The 17,499-nt window shown below is 40.0% G+C and carries 12 protein-coding genes; 6 read left to right on the top strand and 6 right to left on the bottom strand.

Annotated elements, in window-relative coordinates; all coding sequences use genetic code 11:
* Positions 1 to 3: 3 nt before the first annotated feature.
* Both H0S58_RS08535 and H0S58_RS08530 read right to left on the bottom strand, forming a co-directional pair.
* Complete coding sequence (locus H0S58_RS08535) at positions 4 to 723, bottom strand: glutamine amidotransferase (RefSeq protein ID WP_195726285.1); 720 nt, start codon at positions 721 to 723, stop codon at positions 4 to 6.
* A gap of 331 nt (positions 724 to 1,054) precedes the next feature.
* Positions 1,055 to 2,566: an aldehyde dehydrogenase family protein gene (locus H0S58_RS08530; protein ID WP_053580064.1), complete on the bottom strand. Its 1,512-nt coding sequence runs from the start codon at positions 2,564 to 2,566 to the stop codon at positions 1,055 to 1,057.
* Between the two features lie 202 nt (positions 2,567 to 2,768).
* On the opposite strand from H0S58_RS08530, the gene H0S58_RS08525 reads away from it, so the two are divergent.
* Positions 2,769 to 3,950: a helix-turn-helix domain-containing protein gene (locus H0S58_RS08525; protein ID WP_195726284.1), complete on the top strand. Its 1,182-nt coding sequence runs from the start codon at positions 2,769 to 2,771 to the stop codon at positions 3,948 to 3,950.
* Between the two features lie 22 nt (positions 3,951 to 3,972).
* Here H0S58_RS08525 and H0S58_RS08520 read toward each other — a convergent pair whose 3' ends face one another.
* The 4 genes from H0S58_RS08520 to H0S58_RS08505 all read right to left on the bottom strand — a co-directional run bounded on the left by H0S58_RS08520 (position 3,973) and on the right by H0S58_RS08505 (position 7,669).
* Positions 3,973 to 4,941, bottom strand: a complete 969-nt coding sequence (locus H0S58_RS08520) for an alpha/beta hydrolase (RefSeq protein WP_195726283.1) — start codon at positions 4,939 to 4,941, stop codon at positions 3,973 to 3,975.
* Between the two features lie 39 nt (positions 4,942 to 4,980).
* Positions 4,981 to 5,811: an SDR family NAD(P)-dependent oxidoreductase gene (locus H0S58_RS08515; RefSeq protein WP_195726282.1), complete on the bottom strand. Its 831-nt coding sequence runs from the start codon at positions 5,809 to 5,811 to the stop codon at positions 4,981 to 4,983.
* A 271-nt stretch (positions 5,812 to 6,082) separates the two neighbouring features.
* Positions 6,083 to 7,078, bottom strand: coding sequence for an ABC transporter substrate-binding protein (locus H0S58_RS08510; protein ID WP_195726281.1), 996 nt, complete (start codon positions 7,076 to 7,078; stop codon positions 6,083 to 6,085).
* Between the two features lie 3 nt (positions 7,079 to 7,081).
* Positions 7,082 to 7,669, bottom strand: coding sequence for an ANTAR domain-containing response regulator (locus H0S58_RS08505; protein ID WP_195726280.1), 588 nt, complete (start codon positions 7,667 to 7,669; stop codon positions 7,082 to 7,084).
* 444 nt (positions 7,670 to 8,113) lie between these two features.
* Here H0S58_RS08505 and H0S58_RS08500 point away from each other — a divergent pair, with 444 nt between their 5' ends.
* From H0S58_RS08500 to H0S58_RS08480, 5 genes are all read left to right on the top strand, one after another.
* Entirely contained in the window at positions 8,114 to 9,487 is a 1,374-nt protein-coding gene (locus tag H0S58_RS08500) for an MFS transporter (RefSeq protein WP_053580070.1), read from the top strand.
* A gap of 36 nt (positions 9,488 to 9,523) precedes the next feature.
* Positions 9,524 to 12,070: a nitrite reductase large subunit NirB gene (gene nirB, locus H0S58_RS08495; RefSeq protein WP_195726279.1), complete on the top strand. Its 2,547-nt coding sequence runs from the start codon at positions 9,524 to 9,526 to the stop codon at positions 12,068 to 12,070.
* 30 nt (positions 12,071 to 12,100) lie between these two features.
* A complete protein-coding gene (gene nirD, locus H0S58_RS08490; protein ID WP_193890347.1) occupies positions 12,101 to 13,726 on the top strand; it encodes a nitrite reductase small subunit NirD in 1,626 nt (541 codons plus the stop codon).
* A 273-nt stretch (positions 13,727 to 13,999) separates the two neighbouring features.
* On the top strand, positions 14,000 to 16,792 hold the full coding sequence (locus H0S58_RS08485) for a nitrate reductase (protein WP_195726278.1): 2,793 nt from the start codon (positions 14,000 to 14,002) through the stop codon (positions 16,790 to 16,792).
* A complete protein-coding gene (locus tag H0S58_RS08480) occupies positions 16,789 to 17,430 on the top strand; it encodes a molybdenum cofactor guanylyltransferase (RefSeq protein ID WP_171250333.1) in 642 nt (213 codons plus the stop codon). Before H0S58_RS08485 ends, H0S58_RS08480 begins: the two co-directional genes overlap by 4 nt.
* Positions 17,431 to 17,499: the final 69 nt, after the last annotated feature.

Below are 17,499 nucleotides of genomic sequence, written 5' to 3'. Positions count from 1 at the left end.
AGCTTAATTTTCAATGATCTGTTTTAAATATTGCTGAATAATTTTGCCTGACACTTGTTCTAGTGCTGAAGCATAACGAAGATTATCTGATCTGAGCGCTGAAATATTGATATTGGCTTGTCGAAGCTCACAGGTATGACCAATTAACCATTTTTCCAAACTTTCTTCCGCCACTTCAAGATGAAATTGTAAGGCTAAAATATTTTTTCCTATCGAAAAAGCCTGATGTGGATAAAGTCCTGAGCTCGCTAATAATTCAGCATGTTCAGGCAAATCGAAAGTATCGCCGTGCCAATGTAAGACAGGAGTGTTGCTTAACGCTGAAAGCAGATTATCTGTACGGTTTGAAATATTTAGCGTACTCCATCCAATTTCTTTTTGATGTCCTGCATAGACTTTGGCATCTAAGGCATGTGCAATCAGTTGAGCACCTAAACAGATCCCGATGGTGGGTAAATTCTGCTTTAAACGCTCTTTAAGTAAGTCTATTTCTTTTTGTAGGAAAGGGTAGTCATCCGACTCATAAACCCCGATTGGCCCGCCTAAAATAATGGTTAAGCCTTTATGCTGAAATGCTTTTGTTAAGTCATCTACACCCGCTTCAAAATAACGTACCCGATAACCTAATTGATAAAAGACATCTTCTAATGCGCCTAAGTCCTCAAAGGCAAGATGTTGAACGGCATAAATAGTATCGGGAAAGTCTGTCGAAGTGCTGAGCATAAGAACGTTCAAAAAAATTGAAGAGAATAAGAATTTAGCCTGAATATAAAGAAAAATGAAGATATTAATGGAGGTTGAGTGAATATTTTTCAATTTAAGATTCATGCTTTCAGCGCTTAGCTTATTTAAGATTTTGGCAAAGAACTCAATAAAAATAACCACTTTTAAAATGAACAGATCATCTTTGATATTTAAAAAATATGTAATAGCTCAAAGATCATCCTTTTGTTATCGCAACAGATTGGCGCAAGTGTAAAGGAACAATATAAAATAAAAAAGCGAACCAAAATTCGCTTTTTATAAATATTTAAATCATTAGAGGATTAATTTTTTAGAAAAATCCCATCGGTTTGGTTGCATAACTGACCAATAAGTTTTTGGTTTGTTGGTAATGATCTAGCATCATTTTATGGTTTTCACGACCAATCCCTGATTTCTTATAACCACCAAATGCCGCATGAGCAGGGTAAATATGGTAGCAGTTCGTCCATACTCGTCCAGCTTGAATGGCACGACCTGCACGATAAGCCGTATGCGCTGAACGTGACCAAACCCCAGCACCTAAACCGTAAATGGTGTCATTGGCAATTTTAATGGCTTCATCATAATCTTTGAAGGTTGCCACAGAAAGTACAGGGCCAAAAATTTCTTCTTGGAAGATTTTCATGCTGTTATCGCCTTTAAAGATGGTCGGTTCAATATAGAAACCTTGACCCACTTCCTGACGGTCACCGCCACCTGTAAGCACTTGAGCGCCTTCAGCACGACCTGTGGCAATACAACCTAAAATTTTATCTTGCTGTTCTTGAGATGCTTGCGCACCAATCATGGTATCGGTATCCAGAGGATGACCCGTCTTAATCCGTTTTACCCGTTCAACCGCCATTTCTAGAAATTGATCAGCAATGCTTTCTTGAACCAGTGCGCGTGAAGGGCAAGTACAAATTTCACCTTGGTTTAAGGCAAACATTGCAAAACCTTCGAGTGCTTTGTCTAGGAATTCGTCATCTTTATCCATGATATCTTCAAAGAAGATATTTGGAGATTTACCACCCAATTCAAGCGTTACAGGAATGATGTTTTCAGTCGCATATTGCATAATTTGCTGACCAACAGCTGTTGAACCAGTAAATGCAATTTTGGCAATACGCGGATTAGTTGCCAGAGGGCGACCCACTTCAACACCGTAACCATTCACGATATTTAATACGCCAGCAGGGAGTAAATCTTGAATGAGTTCAGCCAATACCAAAATACTGGCAGGGGTTTGTTCAGCAGGCTTTAAAACAATGCAATTACCAGCAGCGAGCGCAGGGGCTAATTTCCACGTGGCCATTAAAATAGGGAAGTTCCACGGGATAATTTGCCCGACGACACCTAAAGGCTCATGGAAATGGTAAGCAATTGTATCTTCATCAATTTCTGAAATACCGCCTTCTTGCGCACGGATACAGCCTGCAAAGTAGCGGAAATGGTCAATCGCTAAAGGAATGTCAGCAGCTAAGGTTTCACGTACAGGTTTACCATTGTCCCAAGTTTCAGCAACAGCTAAAAGTTCTAAATTGGCTTCTAGGCGGTCTGCAATTTTTAACAGCATATTCGAACGCGTTGTAGCAGAAGACTTGCTCCATTGTGCTTTGGCATTATGTGCAGCATCAAGTGCAAGTTCAATATCCTCAACACTTGAACGTGGAATTTTAGTGAATACTTTACCGTCGACAGGAGAAATGTTGTCAAAGTATTCACCTTTCACTGGTGCTACCCATTGTCCACCAATGAAGTTTTCATATTGGGCTTTAAATTGAACTTTTGAACCAGATTGATTAGGATCGACGTAACGCATATGTATCTTCCTTTGCTTATTTTATGTTTAAAGCTGCATCTACAGCTTTGGTATAAGGTACTTTTGCACATTATTTGATTAGCATACTCTGGACAAGGTTGGAGAAAGGTTGGATACAAGAAGGTTTACAATCTTTTTCATTGATCATAAAAGAATAGGTATTACAGTGGATGTAAATCATGAATTGTTGAGAGAATAAGGAATGATGACAAAACAGAATTTAATGCAAAAAAGACAGAAGATTGATCAGTTTAGACAAAGTAGCAGTCTGTCTCCATTGCATGCCGAACAGTTAGGAGAAAGTATTGTCAGTTCTTGGCAACGCTCAACATCTGCTGAAATTCCCAAAGACCGTTCAGCTGCACCCTTGGTCCATTTACAAAAAGAAACTTATCCCACTGCTTTGGAACATGCGCTGCGCCATTGCGCCCAAGATTTAAAGCATATCGCTGAACAATCCTCAATGGTGCTGGCCGTCGGGGATATCGGTAGTACCATCATTTGGACGGCTTCAAGCCCACAAATGCAAAGTGCAGCAGAGAGTGTGCATTTTATTGAAGGTGGGCAATGGCGAGAAGAATTAGTCGGCACCAATGCTTTGGCTTTGTCGTTAAAAACCCAGCAATCGAGCTGTGTATTTTCCAATGAACATTTTATGTCCTCTATTCATGATTGGGTTTGTTATGCCGCCCCAATTATTGATCCCTATTCGAAACAAGTTTTAGGCGTGATTGATTTATCAACGCTATGGCAAAAGCATAATAGTTTGGGCTTACTTGCCGCGGAACGTTGCGCATCGATTATTCAATCCGCTTTGATGGAACATCAAAAACAGCAATTGTTTATTCGGGCATTTTCCGTGCCCCAAATATTGTTCAATGGCAAAACTTTGGTGCTGACACCGCGTCAAATTGAAATTCTAACGATTTTAGCGCTATGTCCTCAAGGTCTGAGTTTAGATACACTGCATCAAGCTTTGTACGGCGAAAGAAAAGTGAGTATGGGAACGTTAAAGGCGGAAATGTCACAATTACGCGATATTTTAGGTGGTATGTTGGGTTCTCGACCTTATCGTTTACTGGCCCATGTAGAAGCTGATTTTTTACTGACAGAACAATCCTTAGATGCAGGCTATATCGATTCTGCTTTAAAACTATGTACGGGTGTGTTCTTAGCAAAAACGGAAAGTCCTTTTTTATGTGCATGGCGTGACTGCTTAGAGTCACGTTTAAGTGATGCTATTTTTAAAGCCAATGAAACCGATGTCCTGCTGAAACATGTGGCGCGTTTTCCAGAAGCGATTGATGCTGTAGAGCGTTTAATTGAACTTATGCCAAAAACGCATCCTGTGCATCAAACCTTACTGAAATATAAAGATGATTAATCCTTAAAAGGACAAATTGAATTTACAGCTCTTTTTGTTTTAGCCATGCAAAGAGTTGTTGGTAGACATTTTCACGTACAGATTTTTCCGATAAAACCAAGTCATGTAAGCCATTGTGTATTTTGCTGACAGTCACATCACCTTTGATTTTTTTGGCATATTTTTCAATATGTTTTACATTCAAAATTACATCACTATTTTGCGCATCTTTATGCCATTTTTTCGGGTTTTTGGTTTGATGTGAATGCATGACCAAAGCAGGGATATTCAGTTTGACGCCCTGATGGATTTCTTTTTGTGCTTCAAAAATGGCCCTTACAAAACTTAAGCGAACCATAGGGTAGGCGGTTTTTTTCCATTCCAGATTAAAATCCCATTCGCCATTCATGGTTTTATGCAAACTAGGGACATAGAATTTATTCAACTCACTTGGAAATTTTAAATCTGGACAAAGTTTGCCAATACGACTTAAATTTGGAACACCCAATTTTTTCTTGATGGGGTTCATATTGAAGTCGTAAAAAGGACTATTGACCCAAAGTGCTTTAATTAAAGGATGTTCTGGATGGTGGGCTGCATACAAGGTGCTGGTTAAACCACCAGTAGAATGTCCACTCAGCACAATAGCATCATGACCTTCAGCTGCAATGATATCAAGCGCTTGGCCAATTTCAGCATCATATTCGGCTAGGTCACGCACGTTATAATATTTTTGATGTGGTAGGTGCGAGCGTCCATATTTGCGTAAATCAACGGCGTAAAAATCAAAACCGTGTTGATTAAACTGCTCTGCCATTTCAGTTTGAAAGAAATAATCAATAAAACCATGAATATATAGGACGGCTTTATGGGTTGTTAATCCTGCCTTTTTACGGATTAAGGTTGCGGTGACTTGACCTTCATGATCATCGGGAAAATTTAAAGTGGCCTGTTCATAGCCCATTCCCAATATATCTTGTTGATAAAGCGGTTCAATGATTTTTCTGGTCATTTTGCTATACCTTCGATGGAGACATCTAAGTTTTTAAAATTATAGATATTGTTTGATCAGATCATAGGACAGATCATAAAGTTGTTGCGCCAATGGCATGTCTTTAGATTTTGGCGAACGAAGAGCAGGTGTTTGCACACTGGCGTACTGTCCATTCTTTTTTGCCCATGATTTGTCTAAAGCCATTTTTTTAATGAGCTGAGCAGGTTTGCTGGCAGGAATTAAAGCCAAGGAAACCACTCGATATTGAAGTTTAGGCAGCTGACGATATAACTCAGAATCGACTACACCTGGATGGATTGCATTACTGGTCACATTGGAATGTTGAAGTTGTTTCGCCAACACATGACTAAACAATAAATTCTGCAATTTACTGCTGCCATAACTTGAAAAGGTATGATAAACAGGATGATGATCTGCATGAAAATTTTCAGGCTGAATACGTCCAGCCCAGTGTGCCAGTGAAGATAAATGAATAATTCGACCTTGTTGCGCTTTTTTGAGCAAAGGTAACAATTTTAAGGTCCATAAATAATGGCCCAGATAATTTACCCCAAAATGTTTTTCAAAACCGTCTTCTGTACGCGCCAGATGGGTGGAAATTAATCCTGCATTGTTAATTAAAACATCAATATGATTATATTGAGATAAAATTTGATTGGCTGAATGGTTAACTTTTTCGAGACTATTTAAATCAAGTTCAATCAGATCAACTTGACCTTTGCCTTGTTGTTGCAAGAGCTGTCTGGCTTGCTGCGCTTTTTCCATATTTCTACAGGCCAGAATGACATGATGACCCTCATTTACAAACTGTTCCGCAGTTTTGAGCCCAATGCCTGCATTGGCGCCGGTAATTAGAATTGTTTTCATTATTTTAATTGCATTTTCTGTAAAGGTGGACTCATTTATAAACCGAATAGGGTCGATAGTGAATACTTATTCAGCATTTTCAAACATAAAAAAATATAATGACGAAGATCATGCTTCAACAGGGACGATCTGTGATCCATTCTATATCTATCACTATTTCTATAGACGTATTTAGCTCATACAGCAAAAACCTTTCATGTTTGAAGTTGTACTGCGTCGTTATTTTTCTGCATGAATAGGTTTTGGCTTTAAAAGGTCACTAATAGGTCACTTATTCTTTTAAATATAAAATACAGTTTTGACTGATCTGTTCAATTTCTGCTACCTCAATTTCAATTTGATCCCATTTCTGCATTTGTTCAATTAACCATTTAAAATCCTCACTTCGAGGTTTTGAAGATTCATGAACAAAGTGACGGATAATCATTTGAATGGAGTGAAATTTTTGTACATGAATACGATCAGAACATTGAAATTGAATAATATTAAACTCAATCAACATTTGCCAGACCGCTGTGTAATCTTCTAATATTTTGAGCTCTTGTTGTGCTTTTTGAATGGCTTGAACTAAAGCAAAATGGGTGTGTGGATGTTGCTCAGCCCAATCTGCAGTAACAGCCAATACTTTATCTGCCACTGGGGGAATGATGTCTTGGCTTTCGGCTACAATCTGACTCATTCCAGAAAGTTCAGCTTGAGTATTCCATGGCTCACCCACACAAAAACCATCAATCACATGGTTACTCAAAGCTTCAACCATGTACGGCGGCGGTAGAGTCGCCAGTTTGATATGTTGAGCAATATCGATGTTAGCTAAAGCCAACCACTCTCTTATACAATAATGGTGGATAGACTGCTGAAACACATGTGCTAACTGAATGGATTTCTGTTGTTGTAGTGCAGAGACTATTTTCTGTGCCGATTCCTGCGCGCTATCTTGCCTTGAAATATGGAGCTCAAAACATAATTTCTGACTTAAACTAATGAATGCACAATTTTGACTTAAAACCAAAGCCGTCTGTAAAGGAATGCCAAGCTGATCTTTACCTAATGCAGCAGCAGGCAGCATGGCAGATAAACAATGTGCTGCATCTAAGAAACCAAAAGCCAAGCGATCTCTTAAACTTGCCCAAGACGCTTCTTTGACCAAAGTGACCTTTAAACCCAGTTCATCGAAAAAACCACGTTGCTTGGCCCACAGTATGGCCACACAATCCAACAAAGGAATGTAGCCGATTTGAATTTCATTTTTTTCTAAATCGGTCATAGTTCAATCCTTAAGTTGGTTTTGTAACAGTTGTTGAGCATCTAACAGGCGTCGCGACATTTCCCCAATGGTCATGCGATGACTCATGGCATTTTTTCTTAACAGTTGAAATGCTTGATCTTCAGTTAAAGCATGTAATTGCATCATCAAAACTTTCGCTTTTTCGACATCTTTACGGTCTGCCAATTTATTTTTAGTTTCTTCTAAATCACCCAATAATTTCTTATGTTTTTTAAATTGTTCAATTGAAATCTCTAAAATATTTTCCAGTTTACTCGGATCAATACCATCGACGATATACGCCGTGACGCCTGCATCAATTGCATTTCTAATGGTATCTTTATGACTATTTTTCGTAAATAAAACTGTGGGTAAATCGAATTGACTCACGCAACTCTCAATAACATCGCGCTGCGGATGATCCATATCTAACAAAATTACATCGGCATAGAGTTGCTCCAATCGGAACAGATTTAAATGATCAATCGTCAAACAGGCGACGACATCGAAATGATGTTCGATCAAGGACGCTTTAATATAATTAGCACGCTCTTGATCGTCATCAATCAATGCGATTTTAAGTTTTGGCATAAGGGCTAAACAACAGGCAAAGCCTGAAAAAAATTATAGTAAAAATAAAGCAATTACAGTGCCAACATATTAATTATTATATTTAATTAATAAAATCAATAATCTAGATTTAACTCTATATTTTTGTGCACTGTCTTAAAGCAAAAATGCGCTATGAGAACGCAGGATCTGGAGTGTTTTTAGTTGCTCCCTAGGGTTTAGCTCTCTGAAATAACACTTCTATAAGCTTAAAAACAATAGATAGAAATTATAAAAATTATTATTTATAAATAGGTTATCTATTTTTCTATTTACTTGGCACGGTGTTTGCATTATTTAATTTGAGTCAAAGACGACTCTAAAAAATTTGTAAGACGGCCAACGACGTCCGCTCTGATCGAATCTGATATGCAGCAATCCGCATAGCAGATAACCCTACACGTTCAGTTCAGGAAGGAGATGACAATGTCTTCAAATTTATATGCTAAAAAAGCCACAAAAATAAGTCTTTTTAACTTCAGCAGCGCAGCGACACGAGCCTTCCATATGAGTTGGCTCGCTTTTTTTGTCTGTTTCTTTGCATGGTTTGCCTGCGCACCTTTAATGCCTGTTATTGCTGGTGAATTTCATCTGACGAAAGATCAAATTGCCAATATTAATATTGCTGCCGTTGCTATCACTATTTTGGTGCGTCTGATTGTGGGTCCACTCTGTGATAAGTATGGTCCTCGAAAAACCTACACTGCATTGCTCATTATCGGCAGTATTCCAGTCTTTGGCGTGGCATCGGCCAACAGCTATGAATCTTTCCTGTTTTTCCGCTTATTGATTGGTGCGATTGGTGCCAGTTTTGTCATCACTCAATATCACACCAGTATTATGTTTGCGCCAAATGTCGTGGGAACTGCAAATGCAACCACAGCAGGTTGGGGAAATGCAGGCGGTGGTGCAACGCAAGCACTGATGCCACTGATGCTGGCGGCTTTGGTCATGTTTGGTGTTGAGCAAGCCATGGGCTGGAGAATTGCACTCATTGTGCCGGGTGTATTAATGCTGATAGTGGGTGCAATGTACTGGAAATTTACCCAAGACTGCCCACAAGGTGATTTTAAAGAACTCCGTGCAGAAGGTGTACAGGTCGGTAGTGATAAAAAAGGCGGTCTAGCTATTTTAAAACATGCAGCCAAAAACTACCGCGTATGGATATTGTTTGGTGCTTATGCAGCGTGTTTTGGAATTGAAATTTTTATTCACAATATTATTGCACTGTATTTTGTTGACCACTTTCAGTTCGGTTTAAAAGAAGCTGGTTTTGCTGCGGGAATCTTTGGATTGCTGGCACTATTTGCCCGTGCTTTGGGTGGTATTGTTTCAGATAAAATCGCGATTAAAAAAGGCTTGGATGGGCGTACCAAAGTTTTGTTCAGCATGATTTTGCTGGAAGGTGTGTTCTTAATTTTATTCTCACAAATGAATACCGCCATTCTCGCCATTCTTGTGATGACCGTATTTGCATTGTTCACTCATATGGCTTGCGGTGCAACCTATGCACTTGTTCCATTCATTGATCGTGATGCTTTAGGCGGTGTAGCAGGCATTATCGGAGCGGGTGGTAACGTTGGTGCAGTTGCAGCAGGTTTCTTGCTTAAAGGAATGTTAGACATTCAAACCACGCTCATGATTTTGGGTGGTTTAGTGGTTATTGCGGCCAGTTGTGTGTTGATGATTCGCTTCTCAGTTGAACATAAAGAGAAAGAACAAAAGTTATTTGATGCCGCAGTACTTGAGCGTCAAAGCCTTGAACAAAACGCATCAGCCACTATCAAGCAAAGCGTTTAAGTCGAAGCATAACGATAAGAATTGAGGAGAATAGAAATGAAATTAGTAATGATTGGTCATGGCATGGTCGGCCATAAATTCATTGAATCTGTGTTGGAACATGCAGGCGATGACATTGAAATCACTATATTGGCAGAAGAACCACGTTTAGCCTATGACCGTGTACATTTAACAGAGTACTTCACAGGAAAATCAGCCAAAGATCTCACTCTTTGCCGCTCTGACTTTGCTGATGCCTATGGTATTGACCTACGTTTAAGCACTAAAGCATCCTCAATTGATACCGTAAATAAAACAGTCACGACCCATCACGGTGATGTAATTGTTTATGACAAATTAGTTCTGGCAACAGGTTCTTATGCTTTCGTTCCACCGATTTCAGGCAACGACCGTCAAAATTGCTTTGTTTATCGAACTATTGATGACTTGGATGCCATTCGCGCTGCGAGTTTAAATGCAAAGACCGGGGTCGTGATTGGCGGCGGACTATTAGGTCTTGAAGCCGCCAAAGCCTTACGCGATCTGGATCTGGAAACACATGTGGTTGAATTTGCACCACGCCTCATGGCGGTACAGATTGATGATCTGGGCGGAAAGATTTTACGCTCTAAAATTGAAAATTTAGGGGTGAAAGTTCATACCCAAAAAGCCACATCATCTATTGAAAAGGGTGCAAATAGCACGCATGTGATGAAGTTTGCTGATGGTTCAGAACTTGAAGCTGATATCGTTTTATTTTCTGCAGGAATTCGCCCACGTGATGAACTAGCACGTCAAAGTGGTTTGGCCATTGGCGAGCGTGGAGGTATTGTCATTAATGATTACTGCCAAACTTCTGAGGCCGATATTTATGCTATTGGTGAATGTGCACTATGGCAGAACAAAATTTATGGCTTGGTTGCACCAGGTTATGACATGGCACGTATTGCAGCAAAACATGTGATGCAACAGCCTTGCAACGAATTTGCAGGCGCAGACATGAGTACCAAACTTAAACTTATGGGCGTAGATGTCGCATCGGTGGGTGATGCCCATGCCATAACGCCAAAATCTCTCAGCTATTTCTATGCAGATGAAGAAACCATGACTTATAAAAAAATCGTGGTGAATAGCGACAAAACCAAACTGTTGGGAGCAGTCTTGGTGGGTTGTGCCAAAGAATATAATGATCTTTTACAAATGATGCTCAATGGCTTAACACTCCCTGAAAACCCTGAAAGTTTAATCATGCCGGGCTATGCTCAGTCTGCTGCTAAAACAGGCGGAAGTGGCATCGATTTGCTGCCTGACAGTGCCACCATTTGTTCATGTAATAACGTGTCTAAAGCAGATATTTGCTCTGCCATTGCCGAAGGTTCAACCTCACTGGGTGCATTGAAAAAATGTACCAAAGCAGCAACTGCTTGCGGTGGTTGTTCAGCATTGGTGACTCAGGTTTTAAAATCTGAATTGCAACGCCAAGGCGTCACAGTCAATAACCATCTGTGTGAGCACTTTGCCTATTCACGTCAAGAGCTGTATCACTTGGTACGTGTCAATGAGATTAAAACCTTTGATGATCTGATTCAGCAACATGGTCATGGTTTGGGGTGTGATATTTGTAAACCCACTGCCGCAAATATTTTAGCGTCTTGCTGGAATGATTTTGTGTTGAAACCAAGCCATGCAGGTCTACAGGACAGTAATGATTATTACCTCGGCAATATTCAAAAAGATGGTTCTTATTCGGTTGTACCACGTATGGCAGGTGGGGAGGTCACTCCAGACGGTTTAATTGCTGTGGGTCAAATTGCCAAAGAATATGGTTTATATACCAAACTTACAGGTGGACAGCGTGTCGATATGTTTGGAGCACAATTGCATCAGTTGCCTGAAATTTGGGAAAAACTGATTCATGCGGGGTTTGAGTCTGGTCATGCTTACGGTAAATCATTACGCACCGTAAAGTCCTGTGTCGGCAGTACATGGTGTCGTTATGGCGTGGATGATTCTGTTGGTTTAGCCATCTTTTTAGAAAATCGTTACAAAGGCTTACGTTCACCCCATAAGCTTAAAATGGCAGTTTCAGGCTGTACTCGAGAATGTGCTGAAGCCCAAAGTAAAGATGTCGGTGTGATTGCCACAGAAAAAGGCTGGAATTTATATGTATGTGGTAATGGTGGGATGAAACCACGCCATGCAGAGTTGCTGGCATCTGATTTGGATACACAGACTTTAATCAAATACATCGACCGATTCTTTATGTTCTATGTGCAAACCGCAGATCGTTTACAACGGACCTCGGTATGGCGTGACAACATGGAAGGTGGTTTGGATTATCTGAAAGATGTAGTCGTTCATGATTCTTTAGGTGTTGCTGCCGAACTTGAACGCCATATGAGCCATGTCGTAGGCACTTATCAGGATGAATGGCGTACTGCGTTGGAAAATCCTGAGGTGCGTAAACGCTTTGTGACTTTTATCAATGCAAAAGCGGAACAACAAAAAGATCCGCACATTCAGTTTGCAGCAGTCCGTGGGCAAATTCGGCCTAAAACAGATGCTGAACGTGATGTGACACGTATTCCTGTGGTTGAAGCTTAAGTTGCTCAAAAAGCATAAAGGAAAATAATGATGACAATTTTAAAAGAAATGAATGAATTAGATTGGATTGACGTGTGTGATTTAGATGACCTAACCGCCAATACAGGTGTGGGTGCTTTAATTGCAGATCAACAAGTGGCCATTTTCCGTATTGGTAATGAAAAACGTGTTTATGCTTTAAGTAATCAGGATCCATTTAGTAAAGCCTTTGTAATGGCGCGCGGCATTATTGGTGATTTACAGGGGGAGCGTGTGGTTGCCTCACCCATATACAAGCAGCATTTTAGTTTAGCGACAGGGCGTTGCTTGGAAGATAAAGATCAAAAATTGCTGGTTTTTCCAAGCAAAATTGAAAATGGTCGTGTGTTGATCAGTCCAACGCCACAAAAAACCTATATCACCAATAATGGTGTATCGAACGAAAAAATGAAGCTGGTGCTTATTGGCAACGGTCTGGCAGGTATGCGTTGTCTTGAAGATTTACTCGATATGGCACCTGATCGTTATGAAATTACGGTGATTGGCGAAGAGCCATGGGGCAATTATAACCGGATCATGTTATCCCCAGTATTGTCGGGTGATAAAACCATTGATGACATTATGTTGCACCCACATGCATGGTATGCCGATAAAAAAATTCGCTTTATTGCAGGCGATGCAGCGGTAAGGATCGATCGACCACGTAAACAGGTGTATACCGAAAAAGGTGTCATGGTGGATTATGACCGATTGATTATCGCCACAGGTTCTAAACCTTTTGTACCACCTGTCAACGGTGCAGATTTAGAAGGTGTGGTGAGTTTTCGTGATATTTACGATGTGAATAAAATGATTGATTACTGTGTTTCTAAGAAGAATGCTGTAGTGATTGGCGGTGGATTGCTCGGTTTGGAAGCTGCGTATGGTCTAAAACAACGGGGTATGAATGTCACGGTTTTACATCTGATGGATCGTATTATGGAACGTCAGTTGGATGCTAAAGCCAGTCAAATGCTCCGCCATAGTATTGGACAAAAAGGCATTTCTATTATTACTGAAGCCAATACTGAAGAACTGATCGGTGAAAATGGTCATGTCACGAAAGTTCGTTTAAAAGATGGTCAGGTTTTAGAGGCGGATCTTGTGGTATTTGCAGTTGGTATTCGCCCCAATATGACATTGGCGCAAAGCGCAGGTTTACGTTGTAACCGTGGCGTTTTGGTGAATGACACCATGCAAACTTATGACCCAAGTATTTATGCAGTCGGTGAGTGTATTGAGCATCGTAACCAGACTTTTGGATTGGTTGAACCGCTTTGGGGACAGGCATTTATTTGTGCATCACATCTAGCAGAACATGGAAGTTTAACTTTTAAAGCACCGACTGTTCCAACTCAGTTAAAAGTCAGTGGCTGTGATGTGTTTTCAGCAGGGCGAATTGATTTGGACAATAGTGAAGCCAACGAAGATTTTGAAGATATTGTATTAAATGACGAAAAACGTCAGATTTATAAACGTATTATTATTCAAAAAGATAAAGTGATTGGTGCAGTGCTCTTTGGTGATACAGAAGATGGAACATGGTATGCAGAACTCATTTCCGATCAAACATCCATTTCTTCGATTCGCAATAAACTGCTATTTGGTAAAGATTTTGCATTAAAGAAAGCAGGGTGATTCTAATCAGGCCAGAATTTTGTACGGTCATATTTACCTCGAAGATTAATCTGAATTTGCGTAAGCGTTTAACTTACTTTTGAAGTATGAGCCGTATTGCGGCACAAGGTAAGAAAATCTTTGTCCCTTCTACATGACATCCTTGTAATGATGGGAAATGGTGGCATTCATGCCACCTCAAGATTGTTGAGGTTTACATGGGTCTAAAAACGTCTGAATCAATTGTTTTTCAAAGTCATACATGTATAAATTTAGAGAAGGAGCATAGCAGAAATGAAGAGTATCCCTGTAATGGAACTGCATAGCTCCACAGATTTAGACACCAAAATAGTGAATACCACATGCCCGTATTGTGGTGTAGGTTGCGGCGTAACAGCGACTGTGCAGCAAACAGCTATGGGGCAAAAAGTATCAGTAATGGGTGATGTAGATCATCCATCTAACTTTGGTAAATTGTGCATTAAAGGGAGTAATCTAGCCGATACAATTGGATTGCAAACGCGTGTTTTACAGCCAATGTTGGGCCGAAAAACATCCATTGACAATCAGCGTAAAACCACAGATTGGGAAACGGCAATCCATTTAATTGCCAATAAATTTCAGCAATGTATAGACGATTATGGTCGTGACAGTATTGCCTTTTATGTTTCAGGACAGTTGCTGACAGAAGATTATTATGTAGTGAATAAATTTGTCAAAGGCTACTTGGGCACAGCGAATATCGACACCAATTCACGGCTGTGTATGTCTTCTGCGGTTGCAGCGCATAAACGTGCTTTTGGGGAAGATTTAGTTCCTGCAAGTTATGAGGACTTTGAACATACGGATATGGTGGTATTGGTCGGGTCAAATACAGCATGGTGTCATCCTGTGTTGTATCAACGCATTATGAAAGCCAAGGAAGAAAGAGATTTATTTGTGGTGGTGATTGATCCACGTTTCACCGCCACCTGTGAAGCTGCTGATTTACATTTACCGATCTTACTAGGACAAGATGTCGCGCTGTTCAATGGATTATTACAATATTTACAGCAACATGGTCATGCTGATCCCGCATTTGTTGCAGCACATACACTGGGTTTAGATGCTGCTTTAGAAAGTTCACAAACCGAAGCAAATATTGAAGATGTAGCACTGAAAACAGGAATTTCCTTAGAAAAATTACACCTCTTTTTTGAAAAATTTGCGCAGATTGAAAAAGTGATGACATTATTTTCGATGGGGGTCAATCAATCTTCTCAAGGGGTGGATAAGGCCAATAGTATTATTAACACACATCTACTGACAGGAAAAATTGGCAAGCGTGGTGCTGCGCCATTTTCCATGACAGGACAACCGAATGCGATGGGTGGGCGTGAAGTCGGTGGTCTTGCCAATATGTTGGCGGCACATCTGGAACTTGAAAATCCTGAACATCAACAACTGGTTCAGACTTTTTGGGACAGTCCGCTGATTGCACAAAAACCGGGTTTAAAAGCCGTTGATCTGTTTGAAGCAGTGGAAAACGGTAAAATTAAAGCCATTTGGATTATGGCAACCAATCCTGTGGTGAGTTTACCCAATGCTGATCAGGTCAAACGTGCTTTAGATAAATGTCAGTTTGTGGTGGTGTCTGATATTTGTCAGGACACGGATACCACGCAATATGCCGATGTTTTATTGCCTGCCTTGGGTTGGGGGGAAAAAGATGGCACAGTCACCAACTCGGAACGCCGTATTTCCCGTCAAAGCCAATTTTTAGATGCGCCTGAGCAGACCAAGGCCGATTGGTGGGCAGTATCTCAAGTGGCGCAAAAAATGGGCTTTTCAGGTTTTAATTTTAAAAATAGTCATGAGATTTTTTTAGAACATGCGCAACTTTCTGCTTATCAAAACCTAGACGTTTCGAGTCGTCAAAATATCAAAAACTTTCGATATTTTAATTTACAGGGGCTAACTCATTTAAGTTTTGAAGCCTATCAAAATCTTAAACCGATTCAGTGGCCTGTTTTAAAGAACGATCAAAACGAAGCTCAATATGCCCAATTATTTTCAGAAGGGCAGTTTAGTCATGCTGATGGCAAAGCCAGATTTATTGCGACCATGGCTAAAAAACCAATCAACTTACCCAATGCTGAATATCCACTGATTTTAAATACAGGACGGATTCGTGACCAATGGCACACGATGACCCGTACAGGACTGTCTGCCAATTTAGGCACACATAAAGCTGAGCCTTATTGTGAAATCCATCCGAATGATGCCTTGAAATATGGCATTAAAGAGGGTGAGTTAGTCGAGGTCAAATCAGCTTGGGGAAATTGCGTACTACGTAGTGTTGTGAGTGACAATATTCGCCGTGGACAAATTTTTGCACCGATTCATTGGAATGATCAGTTTGCTTCTGATGCCAGAATTGGCAAAGTCGTTAACCCCGTGGTCGATCCCATTTCGGGTGAGCCAGAATTTAAACATACACCTGTCATCATTCATCCATTTTATACCCAATGGCAAGGGGTGTTCTATGTACGTGATGGTTTTGAAAAAATGGTGCAAGCTTCCATAGAACGTTTAACGTGGTGGACAAAAATTAAAACGACTCAAGCCACACGTTATGAACTTGCAGATCGGCGTAAACTGACTGAAACCACTAAGCATTTAAAAGCGTTGTTACCATTTGAGAATGAAGATTTTGAATGGTTGAATCTGGATGATCCTTCGGCACATATGAGCCATAGTGTTATTATGAAAGATGGTATTTTGATTGCGAGTTTGTACATTGCACCCAAAGCTTTATTGCCTGATCGAGATTGGGTCGCCAGTTTATTTAAACGTGAGCGTTTAAGTGCCATACACCGTAAAGCATTGCTGGCAGGTCAAGCCATGTCAATGGGGAATAGTGAAGGGCCTTTGGTCTGTAGCTGCTTTAAAGTCGGTAAAAACCGAATTATTGATACGATTAAAGAAAAAAATCTCAGCAATGAAAAACAGGTCACAGCATGTTTAAAAGCAGGCGGAAATTGTGGTTCATGTTTGCCTGAAATTCGTGGCTTGATTAAAGCGTGTCAAATGGAGGCCGTAGAATGAGTCGAAGTTCAATGATAAAAAGTTTGACCTCTTCATTTTATCCTCGCACGGATTTGGTGATTTTGGCAGGTGGGCAGGCGCGTCGCATGAATGGGATCAATAAACTATTACAGAAATTTGATGATCAAATTCAACTGATTAAAATTTATCAGCAGCTTAAAAATGATGTTAATGCAGTTTGGATTAATAGCCATCGAGATGATTCAATTTATCAGAAAATCATTCCCAGTATTGGTTGTTATCAAGATGAAGAAAGCGGTTTCTTCGGTCCACTTATGGGAATTAAAAGTGCTTGGTCGCATGTTGAATCGGATTATGTTCTTTTTGTGCCGTGTGATGTGACTTATATTCCACCCAAAGTCATATTGAAATTACATTTAGCTTTAACTAAAAATAGTGTAGCTGAAGTGGCCTATGTCGAAGTGAATGGTCAGGCACTGTATCCATTTTGTTTGGTAAAACGCAGTGCTTATACGACCATTTACAAGCATCTTGCGCAAAATCAGCGTAGTTTAAAACAGTGTTTTCTGGATTTACACGCTCAGGTTATTAATTTTAAAAATCAGGCTTTATTTTTTCACAGTATTAATTCAATCGATGAATTGCAGCAGCATCAACAACTCAAATTACTGCATTAACACTTTGTTCCTTAGCGGTAGCATAAAATTGGAACATTTATTGCATATTTAATCTTAGTGGATTAAATA

Origin of the sequence: Acinetobacter sp. TTH0-4, from assembly GCF_015602665.1 — a bacterium.
Lineage (GTDB): Bacteria > Pseudomonadota > Gammaproteobacteria > Pseudomonadales > Moraxellaceae > Acinetobacter > Acinetobacter albensis.
Note: the sequence above shows the minus strand (reverse complement) of the source record. Positions and strands in the feature narration are given on the sequence as shown.